This is a genomic window from Bradyrhizobium sp. USDA 3397, from assembly GCF_054060965.1.
Map to the genome: position 1 here is coordinate 8,243,854 of NZ_JBSSDS010000001.1, position 12,850 is coordinate 8,256,703.

Below are 12,850 nucleotides of genomic sequence, written 5' to 3' on the forward strand. Positions count from 1 at the left end.
AAGGCCGCTGTCTGTTCTCACTGATGCAGCGGATGCGCCGTCCTGTCCTGGGGAGGGCGCTTTGTGACCCGAAGGCGACATCGACCAGACGTCTAATCGGCCCTTCAACTCACCTGCGTGCGCTTGTGTTATTGTATGCCTTCCGGGAACTCGATGGAGGGAAGGATGGACATTCGATCGAAATTGACGGCGCTGTGTGAAGCGTTCAACGCGCACGACTTGGATTCCATCATGGAGTTCTTTGCTGACGATTGTGTCTTGGAGATGCCGAGGGGAAGCAAGCCTTGGGGCTCCCGCTTCGAGGGCAAACGCAACGTACGAGACGGGCTCGCGACGCGCTTTGAAGGCTTACCCGATGTTCACTACGGCGACGCCGAGCATTTTGTGGATACGATGGCAAACACGGGCATTTCAAAATGGACGCTAACGGGCACTACAGGCGAAGGAAAAAAGATCGAGGTCCGAGGATGTGACTTTTACACTTTTCGCGCGGACGAGGTGATCCGCAAGGACTCATATTGGAAGATTGTTGAAGGACCTTCGTCAGCTTAACGACGCACATGTCCGAATGTGGCCCAGAGGTGCAGGTCCGTGCAGCGTCTCTGTTGTCGGCTCATCGGGGGAAATCGGAAGTAACCCGCCGTGCCGACAATTGGCGCTCATGACCCAAACCGGAAGCTGCGCCCGTTGGCCTATTCGACAGCGTAAGGGTTGAGCTTCGGAACGCCCTGCTTCCACTGTACCCATTCTTGCGCGTCACGGAGTGACACAAAGTCGGCAACAGGGATGTCCGTGAGATCAGCGCGACGCTCTGTAATGCGCCAGCCACCCGCGTCTAAGCGCTCTATGATAAAGCTCTCGATAGGCATGCCAAGGTTAGTCATTTTGTTCCTGATCAGTCTGGTCGAGTGGAAGCGTAGAAGTGGTGAACGCCGATGTATAGAGAACTATCTATCTGGAAGCGAATTGACGCTGAAAGAGCAGTGCACTTCCGATGCTTTGAGGACCTTGCGTCGCATCTTTTTTGCGTCCAGAGCGCCGACTTCTATACTCTGCCGATAGCGAGCGACGCACGATCCGGCTTCGATCGCCAATTTGCTGAGCTTTTTATCGAAGTCGAGCCGATTGAACGCAGTGAATGGTTCGAGACTGTTGAGGAGGCCATTGCTGCACATGAGGAGAAGTTTTTCTCGATGGGGCGGCTTGCCGAGCGAGAAAAGAAGCAATGATTTGACGTCCGGAAATGGCCCATCGCATCCGTTGGCGCGGTGCAGCGGTAGGTCTGTAGTCGGGGCCACAGCAGAAGTCATCGCCTCCTGTGCGGACCGCTGACTTTGACCCATAACGGACAATCGATGAGCATCTCGTCGAGAGTCGGCACTCGACCCCTCGGTGGGCTAGTTTCATTCTAGCAGCGGCTTAAGCTCCATTTCCGCCGCCGCCCATCCCCGGCAGATCGCTGCCACCGTTGTCTGTCCGATCTCGTGACGTCTTTGTGCCCTGCCGAACCGCAAAGCTAATAAACCCGACAAGAGCTATGAGGACGAGGAGTGGTCCTATCCAATTTGGCATCAGCTTCTCCCGTTAGACCGCCTCAGTTGGCGACCTCTTTCATATCATCCTAAGCGTGCAATGTCGCCTGTTCGCCCTGAGCTGAACACCACGAGAACCATTGCCATGTCTGCTGTCTGAGGGAAGCCGGACGTCGCCCGACCGAGGGGCTGACCGCTGCCTTTGACCCACAGCGGTCATCCTTGACGGCATGTAAAAACCGCATTCGAAATCGTCCGGGTTTGATTTCCTGTCCGTTTTGTTTTCTGAGTTCACTTTTGGCGTCGGCACACCGCGAGCAGCGAATAACCTACGATGCGCAAGATTTGGATAGTCACGCTGGCATTAGTGCTCGTCGGCACCGGCGGCTTGGCGTCGCCGCCTGTTGGCGCAGGATGGAGGTCATGACGATTGTGCGGGCAAGCTCGTGACGTTCGTCCGGGAACTCGATGGCCTTCTTTCTAAGCATCCCCGCGACCTGAACGTAATCCTTGCGCTTGTTCAACGTCACATTCCTGTCCGGGGTTGCACGGCCGATGTTGCTTCGCGAGTGATGAAGACTTCGGCCTATTTCAAGGGAGAGGAGCGCGTCAGCCGCGGCATCCAATTCTCAATTTTCAACGGAAACGCATCTTCGCGAGGAGCGGCGATATTGCTCGTGCTTAATGACGCTGGAGATTGGAATTCGCCGTTTGCAATATGGTACCCGCCTTACCTGTGACGGCGGCGATATGCTTTTATGGTCCGCGGCCCCCGTTCGCAATCATCAATCATGCGGCGGAAATCGCATGTTTGCCTTTGATCGCCATCGGTCGGGCCATTCCGACCCTCAATGCGCCACTTGTCGGGGCCTATTGGCCCGTTGCAGACATTCGGTCTCGACCCGCTGAGGACCGCTCGTGACCCTGGCTGTGTGAAAACACTGGACTGCTGTTATGATTCTCCTGTGATTCTTTGGGGGAATCGATGAGGCGCTTCGTTGAAGAGGCGGATCGTGGGCAGCGGACGCTGTTGCCCGAATGCCTCGATGACTTCATTGACGAGAGCAACCCAGTTCGCGTGATCGACGTATTTGTCGATGCGCTCGGTTTGGCTGAGATGGGCTTTGAGGGTGTGGAGCCGGCGGCCACGGGTCGGCCGTCGTACCATCCCTCGGTGCTCCTTAAGCTTTACATCTATGGCTATCTGAACCGGGTACAGCCGAGTCGGCGGCTGGAACGAGAGGCCGGGCGCAATGTCGAGGTGATGTGGCTGCTGGGTCGGCTCGCTCCCGATCACAAGACGATTGCGGACTTCCGGAACGACAACGGCCTGGCGCTGCGCAAGGTATGTGCGCGCTTCGTCGAACTCTGCCGAGACATTGGTCTGCTGGCGACGGCGAGCGTCGCCATCGATGGCAGCAAGTTCAAGGCCGTGAACAACCGGGACAGGAACTTCACGCGCGCGAAGATGGAGCGACGGCGTGCTCAGTTGGAGGAGAGCGTCGCGCGCTATCTCAGCCAACTTGACACGGCCGACCGCCAGGAGCCGACGGAGGCGCTGGCCACGAAGGTGACGAGGCTTACCGAGAAGCTGACAAAGCTGAAGGAGGAAATGGGCAAGCTTGCCGTCTACGAGAAGCAAATGCTTGCTTCGCCTGACCAGCAAATCTCGCTGACCGACCCCGACAGCCGCTCGATGGCAACGAGCGGCCGCGGCTCTGGCGTTGTTGGCTACAACGTACAGGTCGCCGTAGACACCGAGCACCATCTGATTGTGACGCATGAGGTGACGAACAGCGGCTCGGATCGGGCACAACTTGCCAATATGGCCAAGCAGGCGAAGGCTGTTCTCAAGACCGAGACGCTCGAAGCGGTAGCCGATCGCGGCTACTTCAACAGCCCAGAGATCCTCGCGTGCCACGAAGCAGGCATCACAGTAACTCTGCCCAAACCGCTAACGTCCGGCGCTAAGGCAGACGGACGCTTCGGTAAACAGGACTTTGCCTATTTGCCAGAGGAGGACGCCTATCGCTGCCCGGCCGGGGAGCGGCTGTCATATCGCTTTACGAATGAAGAAGACGGCAAGGTGCTGCGGCGCTACTGGACGACGGCCTGTCAAAGCTGTTCCCTCAAGACCCAATGCACGCCTGGGTCAGAACGGCGGCTTACGCGATGGGAGCATGAGCATCTGCTCGAGGCTGTGCAGCATCGCCTTGATGCAAACCCGCACGCCATGCGTCAGCGTCGCGAAACAGTCGAACATCCGTTCGGCACCATGAAAGCCCGCATGGGAGCGACACACTTCCTGACCAAAACGCTTCCGAAAGTGGCGGCCGAAATGGCGCTCTCCGTCCTGGCCTACAATCTGACACGGGTCATGAACATCGTCGGGATCAAGCCGCTGATGGCTGCGATCGCGGCCTGACACCAAGCGATCATGACTTCCGCTCGACTGCCTAGCGACCGGCGTTTTTACACGACCAAGACCCATTTCCGACGTGCGCATAGCCGGACACGGCCCCACAATTGTGCTATATGACCATTCGATTTCCCCAGTAAGGGGGACCATCTTGAGCAGCGATCATGTAGAGCGGCGATTGGCGGCTATTCTGGCGGCGGATGTCGCGGGCTCTTGCCGTTTGATCGGGATCGACGAAGAAGGCACGCTGGCGCAACTGAAAGCTATTCGAAAAAAGCTTTTCGATCCCAAGATCACTGATTATCGCGGACGCATCGTCAAGAATACCGGGGACGGCGCTCTCGTTGAGTTCGCCAGCGTGATAGACGCCTTACGATGTGCCCGCGAAATCCAATGCGGCATGGAAGAACAAAATACCGATGTGCCGCAGGACAAACGGATCGAATTTCGCATCGGGATTCACGTCGGTGATGTTATCATCGAAGAGAACGATATCTTTGGTGACGGCGTCAATATTGCGGCGCGTCTCGAAGGCATCGCGGAGCCGGGCGGGATTTGCATCTCGTCTTCGGCCCACGATCAAGTCCGGGACAGGCTCGAACTCCGGTTCATCGATCTGGGTGAGCAGATACTCAAGAACATAGCCCGTCCGATACATGCCTATGCTGTGGTCCGGGGTGGACTTGGCGCACGGGTTAGTAGCATTACCCCAAGCTCAGCTGGGGCACCCCATCTTTCCATTGTGGTGTTGCCGTTCGCGAACATGGGTGACGATAGGGAGCAAGACTATTTCGTCGATGGCGTGACCGAGAGCCTCACCACGGACTTGTCGCGCATCAGCGGGGCGTTCGTGATTGCACGCAACACAGCGTTCACCTTCAAGGGCAAACCCATTGATGTAAAGAAGCTGGGGCGTGAGTTGAACGTCCGGTATGTGCTCGAAGGCTCGATACAGCGCGCTGGCAATCGCCTTCGGGTGAATGCGCAATTGGTCGACGCCGAAACTGGCAACCACCTCTGGGCGGAGCGTTTTGACAAGCCCGTCGCCGACCTCTTTGATATGCAGGACGAAATCGTATCGAGGCTAGCCAATACGCTGGACGCCGAACTCATTTCCGCCGAGGCGCGCCGAGCGGAGCGCTCACCGCACCCAGACGCAATGGACCTGGTTTTCCAAGGTTACAGTTGGTTCAACAAGGGGCTGACCCCCAATTGGGTGGCACAAGCGCGCGGTTTCTTCGAGAGAGCCATTGCGCTCGATCCTGAAAATGTCGAGGCCATGGTCGGTTTGGCGCGGGTCGATATTGCACTTGGGTCTGCCGTCATGACTGACGACTATTCAGCGCGGCTTGCGGCGGCAGAGACAACCATAACAAAGGTTTTATCCCTTTCACCGAACCATGCTTCTGCTCACGCGATTTTAGGCACTGTGCAAATATTTACGAGACGCGCATCTCAGGGCATCGCTGAGTGTGACCACGCGGTGACGCTGGATCGCAATTTGGCCCGCGCCCACGCTATGATCGGTCTCGCCAAGTATTTTCTTGGTCGGGGCGCAGAAACCGAATCTCACATCAACGAGGCATTCCGCCTTTCTCCCCGCGACACCATGGTTCATCGATGGTTAGTTTGGGTCGGCCTTGCCAAGGCGCAGCTCAACGCTGATGCCGAAGCTGTGGTCTGGCTGCGTCGGGGCATCGAGGTAAACCGGAATTATTCCGTCACCCATTTCGATCTTGCGGCCTTACTCGCGCGGCTCGGTAAGTTGGACGAAGCACAGGCTACAGTGAATGCGGGGCTTGCGCTCGATCCACGTTTCACCATACGCCGCTACCGTGATGTCACCCATGCAAACAGCGACAATCCTGTTTACCGAGCCGGGCGCGAACGCATCATTGAGGGCATGCGCTTAGCCGGAGTTCCGGAAGCATAGTTCCGCTCGCGCGGCCTCTAATGATGAATTTCTCTATGCTGCCGTGCAAGGGTCCGGTTTTGGCCCATCTGCGAAGTTGCGCCTTGCCAGTTGGAAGTCCGCTCGTTGAGCCGGAGCGGACCAGATTTGCTCAACCTGAGTTCTTCGCATTTTGACCCATTGCGGTCATCGCGCAATGCCGGCAAGGTCGATTGCGATGAGTGGGCGGTAGCCAACTTCTGGCTCAACTGGCGTGAGGAACGAGATGGTGCAAGAACGGATTGCGGCAGCAGGCAATACCGACGTTCCGGCATATCTCACGCTGACGAAACTCGGATATCTCGTTGAACGTACCAATAGCGATGGCCAGGAGCATTGGGCCGCGAAGAAAGGAACGCTCGAACTTGTTCGCAAATGGCCCTTTAGAACTGCTCGGCCTCTGTCTCTTGACAAACGAGCGTGGCCCATGTTGGCAAGCGGGCGATAGCGAGATCGATGAGTTTCTGAAACGGTTTTACCGATCGGCCGGATGACTGGGATCGTCATCGTTCCGTTTGGCGATGTCGGGTTGTGGCTCCGAGCCGACCTCGCCGCTGTTGCTGAATCTCTCACTTCGTCTATTGAAGGCTTTGATCGGAGCGTGTGATATGGGTGCGGACACCGATCTGCAAACATTCGCAGACTATTTCCAGGTTTACCTCTCTGATCTCAAAGCGGACGTTGATTGGTCGGATGCCTGGAAGGCGCCGAGCGCGCTGGCAGACCGCTTCATCGCGTGCGAACACATCTTGGGTTTCGCCACCGAACGAAACACAACAGTGCCGCTGCGCGTGGTCTTGCACGACGTTGCTCCCGCTTTGACGCATCAAGTTGCGCGCGCGGACCACGCCGTGAAGGCCGGACTGTTCACAACGGATCGTCGGCTGATGGTCGCAGGCTGCTCTGACTATTGGCCGGAAGCCTATTCAATTCCCGTTTTACCCGGATTTTATGGTGCAGCCTTCCTCTCGTTTGGGCTTGCAAGTGTGAATGGGGTTCAGGGGAAAGATCGATATGAGCTGCACATCTGGCCGGTCGGTGAAACGCCGAAACCCGAGGTCCTGGTCCGTTGGCAGCCAAAGTAGTTGTCCGCTGCGGCGATGTCTGGACATGGCCGATTTTGTTGAAAAACGCGGCAGTTGCGACTCAAGGATAGCAGTGATTCAGTCTGTCTAATTGGCAGGACTGAAGATCATGATGGGGCATCAGCAAGTCGAGCAGGCTGCGTTGTTCTATGAGTTCTCGCTCGAGAAGCATATTCCCTCCGACCATCTTTTGAGATCGGTCGACAGGTTCGTCGACCTGCAAGAGATCAGGCGGGAGCTGGCACCTTTCTACAGTAGCATCGGCCGACCTTCGATCGATCCCGAGCTGATGATCCGGATGCTCCTGATCGGCTACTGCTTCGGCATCCGGTCGGAGCGGCGCCTGTGCGATGAGGTTCACCTCAATTTGGCCTACCGGTGGTTCTGCCGGCTCGGTCTGGATGGGGCGGTGCCGGATCATTCGACCTTCTCCAAGAACAGGCATGGCCGCTTCCGGCAGAGCGACCTCTTCCGTCGCGTGTTCGAGAGCGTGCTGCGCCGCTGCATCGAGGAACGACTGGTCGGCGGTGAGGGATTTGCGGTTGATGCGAGCCTAATCAAGGCCGATGCCAATCGGCAGAAGGGCATCGAAGGCGATAAGGGACTTCCGCCGGAGGCTGCCGGCCGAGCAATCGATGAGTATCTGGCTGTCCTCGATGATGCCGCGTTCGGAGCGGCGACCGAGGTTACCCCGAAGTTCGTATCGCCCTCCGACCCGGCGGCGCGCTGGACGGGGGCGCACGGTGGCCAAGCGTTTTTCGCTTATTCGACGAACTACCTGGTCGACGTCGAGAACGCGATCATCGTCGATGTTGAGGCAACGACGGCGATCCGGCAGGCGGAGGTATTGGCCGCCAAGCGCATGATTGAACGATCGCTGGAGCGGTTTGATCTCTATCCGAGCCGGCTACTCGGTGACAGCGGCTATGGCTCGGCCGAGATGCTCGCTTGGCTGGTCTATGAGCACGGCATCGAACCGCACGTTACAGTCTTCGATAAGTCCGCCCGCACAGACGGTATCTTCTCGCGCGACGACTTCACCTATGACCATGCTGGCGACATCTATCGTTGCCCTGGTGGCAAAGTTCTTACCACCACCGGAACGTTGGTGAATGATGGTGCCACCATGCTTTACCTCGCCAGCAAGCGCGATTGTGATCGATGCGCATTGAAGGCTCGGTGTTGCCCCAAGCAGGCATCACGGAGGGTGCCGCGCTCCATCTACGAAGGCGCTCGCGACATGGCGCGCCAGATCGCCAAATCGTGGGAGGGAGGCACCTCGCGCCGGCTTCGCAAGAAAATCGAGATGTTGTTCGCCCACCTCAAGCGCATCCTCAAGCTCGACCGTTTGCGTTTACGAGGCCCGAACGGCGCGCGCGATGAGTTCATCCTCGCGGCCACCGCCCAGAACCTTCGAAAGATGGCCAAGCTCATCCCGATGCCCATCGCGAGGCTCGCATAGGGTCGATGGAGCAGTTCGGTCACGTCGCGACGGAGCTATTACAACAAAATACTGCCGGCCTTTTTCAACGGAATCGGCCCTTTCCAGACGCCGAACGCTCAACGGAACGAGCTAACTTCCGTGGCTGCCGAAGCGGCGAGATCGGCGTTTCGAAAGCGGTCAACGAGCGTGAAGACGTCCGCACGTTCGATGATCAGATCGCGGAACAGTCGCGCCTGGTGTGACATCCATTGCGGGTCGGGATAGACGACATGCATGGGCAGCGGCGGCACGACGAAGTCGGGCAGCACATGGACGAGGCGGCCGGCCGCGATGTGCTCCTGGGTACACCAGTTCGGCAGCACGGCGACGCCTATCCCCTCCAATGCAGCCAGCGTCATTACGTCCGCATCGTCGCAGGTCATCGCCGGCGCGATGTCCACGACGTAACGGCCGGTTTCGGATTCGAACGTCCACTGGTTCTTCTGCGACAGGCGTGAGTAGGTGACGCAGGGCATGCGGCGCAGATGATCCGGCAACGAGGGCACCTGATGTCGCGCAAGCAGTCCGGGCGCCGCCACCAGCAGGCGCTTAATGGTGCTCACCCGCCGCGCTACCAACGAACTCGAATTGAGGCTGCCGATCCGTATCGCAAGCTCGGTCCCGGTTTCGATGAGGTCGACGAACTGTTCCGTAAAGCTGACGTCCAGCCGGACATCAGGATAGCGGCGGGTGTATTCGGCGAAGATCTCACGGAAGAAGAAGCGGCCGAACGACGTCGGCACCGTCATGCGCAACGTCCCTGACGGATTGCCGATCCGGCTCTGCGTCGGCGCGCCCGCGCTCTCGAGCAGCGCGACAATGTCCTTGGCGTACTTCAACACGCGGTCGGCTTCCGGGGTCGGCCGCAGCTTGCGCGTGGTGCGCACGAACAGCCGGCAGCGAAACTCGGCTTCCAGCAGCGCGATGCGCTTGCTGATCGCCGGTTGCCCCAAACCGAGGTCGTCGGCGGCTTGGGTGAAACTCCCTGCCTCCATCACCCGGATGAAGGTTTGCAGCGCCTCGATCCGGTCCATTCATTCCTCGCCGGAATTTATATTATTCTGACCATTCCATATACGGCATGACTGGTCCGGTCTAGCCTTCCTGCGTTCAGGGGAGGACACGAATGAGCAAATCGATCGGCATTTTAGGGGCCGGCATCGGCGGCCTGCATTTGGCGCTGTACCTGCAGAAGCAGGGCATCGCGGCAACCGTGCTGACGGACCGCGCCCCGGAGCAATATGCGGCGACACGGCTGATGAACACCGTCGCGCATCACAGCGTCACCATCGCGCGCGAGAACGAGCTCGGCGTGAACCACTGGGACGATCCCCGGGTGGTCTATCACCACCACGACCATTACTTCAATTTCCCGAACGGCGGGCTGCTGTTCCGCGGTGCATTTCAGCGGCCGAGCCGCGCGGTGGATTACCGGATCTACCTGCCGGCACTGATGAAGGACTTCGAAGATCGTGGCGGCCTGATCGAATATGCCAGCATCCAGGACGACGACATCCCCGCGCTAGTCTCCCGCTTCGACCTTCTCGTCGTCTCCACCGGCAAGGGCGCCCTCGGGCGCATGTTCGCCCACCGGCCCGAACTGTCTCCGTACACCCGGCCGCAGCGCCTGCTTTGCGTCGGCCTGTATGACGGCGTCTATCACGGCAGCCCGGATGGCGACGATCCGCGTGGCGTCACCTTGTCCGTCTCGCCCGGCCATGGCGAGATGATCGTCATTCCCACGCTGACCTTCGGCGGCATGAAAACGGCGCTGTTGATGGAAAACATTCCCGGCGGCGACATGGCCGACCTGGTGTCGCTCAGCTACGATGACAACCCGGCAGCATTCCGCCAGACCATTCTGGATAAGCTGGAAAAGCATCATCCGCACACCTACAACCGCATCGACACGCACCGCTTCGGGCTGGCCCAGCCGCTCGACCTGCTGCAAGGCGCGGTGGTGCCGACGGTGCGGCAGTCCTGGGTGGCTTTCGACGGCGACAAGCTCGCCATTGCCTTGGGCGACGTTCACTCCGTCGTCGATCCCTTGATGGGCCAGGGCGCCAACATGGCCTCATATGCGGCCTTCGAGCTCGGCAAGGCGATCACCGACGCGGTGGCATTCGATGCGCGCTTCGTCGAGGAGGTCGACCGCGCGCGCGAGAACCGCGTGCTTGCCGCTGCCCGCTGGACCAACATGATGTTGCAGCCGCCATCGGAGGCCATGGGCCGGCTGATCTTCGCCATGTCGCAGGACCGGGCGCTTTGCGACGAGTTCACCGAGAACTTCAATTATCCGGAGCGCCAGTGGGATCGTTTGGCGAGCGACAAGCGCATCCACGACTGGATCGATAGAAGCGCAAAAATCGCCGCCTGACGCCGAACCGGCATACGGAATCAGCTCCGCTCCCGGGCGGTTGGCTGAACCGTGTCTGAGAGGAACACCAATGCACTGCCTGACCGTTCTTTATCCGACGCCCGACGATCCATCGGCCTTCAGGGCCTATTACGTAAACAAGCACGTCCCCCTGGCCGCGACGCTCCCGGGTCTGGTGCGTCATCATTACGCTTTCCCCCAACGGCTCGGACCGGGGGAGGCGCCGTTCTGCATCTTCCAGGCATTCTTCGCCGACGCTGCTGCGATGGAGGCGGCGCTCGGCTCTAGCATCGGCCGGAAGGTCGCAGCCGACGTGCCGAACTATTCGCCCAAGGGGGCGACACTCTGCCATTTCAAGCTCGAAGGCGCGTAATGGGCCATCATGCCGATCCGGCCGGCTTTCGGGCTGCCGCATCGCGGTTCGCGACGGGCATTACGGTCGTCGCGACCGTCGACCAGGACGGCGCGCCACTCGGCATGACCGCCAACAGCTTCACGACCGTTTCGGCGAATCCGCCAACCGTGCTTGTCTCTCTCATGCACGGGCGGACGTGGCAGGCTGTGGTCAAGTCCGGCGTCTATTCGGTCAATGTCCTGCATGCGGAAGATGCTGCGCTCTGCGCGCACTTCGCCGGAAGGCCGTTGTTGCGCGACGCTTCGCCGCTCGTGCCTCGCCAAGGATTTTTCGTGCTCCCGCAGGCGATCGCGCAGTTCGCCTGCGAGGTGGTCCAATCGATCGATATCGCTGACCACACGCTCTTCATCGGCGAGGTGCGCTGGTGCCGGCACAACGAGGGAACGCCTCTCGCATTCTACGCCAGCCGTCTTCGAAGGGGCGTGGGGATGGAAATCTCTTCGGCGGATCGTGTTGCCTATCCCGGTGACGGATGGTGGACTTGAGACGACTGTGCTCGGAAGGGTGAACCACTATACCTTCCGCCGCCCAATGCAGCCCAGCGCATTGCAGATGATCCGCGCGATCGCAATCGCTCCAAGATTTTGCACATCGCGCTCGGGAACGTATTCGACGATGTCCAGGCCGACTATTCTGGACTTTGTCGCGACACCCCGTATGAGATCGACCACATCGAAGTAGGACAGACCGCCGGGCTGTGGGACGAGCACACCGGGGATGACCGATGGATCGAGACCGTCGCAATCGATGGTCATCAGGCACTCGCCGTCATCCTCGATCGCCTCGACCACGCTTGCGATCCCGTAATGCTGGACATGTCTTGCCGTGAAGATCTTCGCGCCCCACGCTTTTGCATCGTCGAATTCCGCGCGACCGGAGCCGCCGATGCCGCGCAAGCCGACCTGCACGATGCGCTTGACCCAGGGCAATTCGCTGGCGCGCCGCATCGTGCTGGAGAAGGTATAGCCGGATCCGTTTCGCTGATCCCGCCAATCAAGGTGGGCGTCGATCTGCACGATGGTCAGTCCGTTGCTGTCCTGGAACGCCTCGAAGAAAGGAATGGGGACGGAATCATCACCGCCTAGTAGGATCGGAACGGCGCCAGCCGAAAGGACGGCTTGCGTAGCTGCTCTGATCGCGTCGCGGTTGCGCTCCGGAGTCATGGGGTCGGTCGGCACGTTTCCGCCGTCCAAGACCCTCGTTTTGGTCGGATCGAGCAGCTCGGCCTCCTGGTCGAAATCCCAGCGGGTGAGATCGCTCTCATAGTGACGCAGCGCGCGACGGATGACGTCGGGCGCTTTGGAGGCATGGCTGGTCTGACCTGCAAGGTACGGGGTGGCATCCGACGCGCCGAACAAAATCGCGTCGGCGGGCGGCAGTGCGGCGGTCAAGTCGCAGGCCTCAACACCCAGGAAAGTCGTCATGTCGGGATGCACTACGCGTATCCATGGATCACATATGCATCGGCTCAACGTGCATCGCTTGACCGTGTTCCGATCGGTCGCCCTCTGCGCAGTGACCGAAGCGGCGGGTTAAGCCATGCCGACCGCGCTTTGCGCGGCCGCCAAGGCTAACGCACCCTACATAT

Annotated in this window: 12 protein-coding genes; 9 read left to right on the forward strand and 3 right to left on the reverse strand. The window is 59.4% G+C overall.

Annotated elements, in window-relative coordinates; all coding sequences use genetic code 11:
* The first annotated feature begins 165 nt into the window (after positions 1-165).
* Together ACVWYQ_RS38255 and ACVWYQ_RS38260 are read left to right on the forward strand one after the other, a co-directional pair.
* Positions 166-552 (forward strand): nuclear transport factor 2 family protein, encoded by a 387-nt coding sequence (locus ACVWYQ_RS38255; RefSeq protein WP_036035076.1) that lies wholly within the window; start codon positions 166-168, stop codon positions 550-552.
* 383 nt (positions 553-935) lie between these two features.
* Positions 936-1,229 (forward strand): hypothetical protein, encoded by a 294-nt coding sequence (locus ACVWYQ_RS38260; protein WP_271545117.1) that lies wholly within the window; start codon positions 936-938, stop codon positions 1,227-1,229.
* Positions 1,230-1,885: 656 nt separating this feature from the next.
* Here ACVWYQ_RS38260 and ACVWYQ_RS38265 read toward each other — a convergent pair.
* A complete protein-coding gene (locus ACVWYQ_RS38265) occupies positions 1,886-2,056 on the reverse strand; it encodes a hypothetical protein (protein ID WP_271545116.1) in 171 nt (56 codons plus the stop codon).
* Positions 2,057-2,517: 461 nt separating this feature from the next.
* On the opposite strand from ACVWYQ_RS38265, the gene ACVWYQ_RS38270 reads away from it, so the two are divergent.
* The 4 genes from ACVWYQ_RS38270 to ACVWYQ_RS38285 all read left to right on the forward strand — a co-directional run bounded on the left by ACVWYQ_RS38270 (position 2,518) and on the right by ACVWYQ_RS38285 (position 8,449).
* Positions 2,518-3,957, forward strand: coding sequence for an IS1182 family transposase (locus ACVWYQ_RS38270; protein WP_404542203.1), 1,440 nt, complete (start codon positions 2,518-2,520; stop codon positions 3,955-3,957).
* A gap of 145 nt (positions 3,958-4,102) precedes the next feature.
* Positions 4,103-5,884, forward strand: a complete 1,782-nt coding sequence (locus ACVWYQ_RS38275; protein WP_404542200.1) for an adenylate/guanylate cyclase domain-containing protein — start codon at positions 4,103-4,105, stop codon at positions 5,882-5,884.
* 626 nt (positions 5,885-6,510) lie between these two features.
* Positions 6,511-6,987, forward strand: a complete 477-nt coding sequence (locus tag ACVWYQ_RS38280; RefSeq protein ID WP_271545114.1) for a hypothetical protein — start codon at positions 6,511-6,513, stop codon at positions 6,985-6,987.
* Positions 6,988-7,096: 109 nt separating this feature from the next.
* Positions 7,097-8,449 carry a transposase gene (locus ACVWYQ_RS38285; RefSeq protein WP_456725395.1) on the forward strand — a complete coding sequence of 451 codons (1,353 nt, stop codon included), beginning with the start codon at positions 7,097-7,099 and terminating at the stop codon, positions 8,447-8,449.
* Between the two features lie 98 nt (positions 8,450-8,547).
* Here ACVWYQ_RS38285 and ACVWYQ_RS38290 read toward each other — a convergent pair whose 3' ends face one another.
* Positions 8,548-9,504, reverse strand: a complete 957-nt coding sequence (locus tag ACVWYQ_RS38290; RefSeq protein ID WP_404542197.1) for a LysR family transcriptional regulator — start codon at positions 9,502-9,504, stop codon at positions 8,548-8,550.
* Positions 9,505-9,596: 92 nt separating this feature from the next.
* Here ACVWYQ_RS38290 and styA point away from each other — a divergent pair, with 92 nt between their 5' ends.
* The 3 genes from styA to ACVWYQ_RS38305 all read left to right on the forward strand — a co-directional run bounded on the left by styA (position 9,597) and on the right by ACVWYQ_RS38305 (position 11,747).
* Positions 9,597-10,847, forward strand: a complete 1,251-nt coding sequence (gene styA / locus ACVWYQ_RS38295; RefSeq protein WP_404542194.1) for a styrene monooxygenase subunit StyA — start codon at positions 9,597-9,599, stop codon at positions 10,845-10,847.
* Between the two features lie 70 nt (positions 10,848-10,917).
* Positions 10,918-11,220: an EthD family reductase gene (locus ACVWYQ_RS38300; protein WP_404542191.1), complete on the forward strand. Its 303-nt coding sequence runs from the start codon at positions 10,918-10,920 to the stop codon at positions 11,218-11,220.
* The gene (locus tag ACVWYQ_RS38305) at positions 11,220-11,747 is read left to right on the forward strand and encodes a flavin reductase family protein (RefSeq protein ID WP_404542188.1); all 528 of its coding nucleotides are present in this window, start codon (positions 11,220-11,222) and stop codon (positions 11,745-11,747) included. The genes ACVWYQ_RS38300 and ACVWYQ_RS38305 overlap by 1 nt, the downstream gene beginning before the upstream one ends.
* A gap of 27 nt (positions 11,748-11,774) precedes the next feature.
* Here the strand turns inward: ACVWYQ_RS38305 and ACVWYQ_RS38310 are convergent, their stop codons facing one another.
* Positions 11,775-12,698, reverse strand: coding sequence for an arginase family protein (locus ACVWYQ_RS38310; protein ID WP_404542185.1), 924 nt, complete (start codon positions 12,696-12,698; stop codon positions 11,775-11,777).
* Between the last annotated feature and the right edge of the window lie 152 nt (positions 12,699-12,850).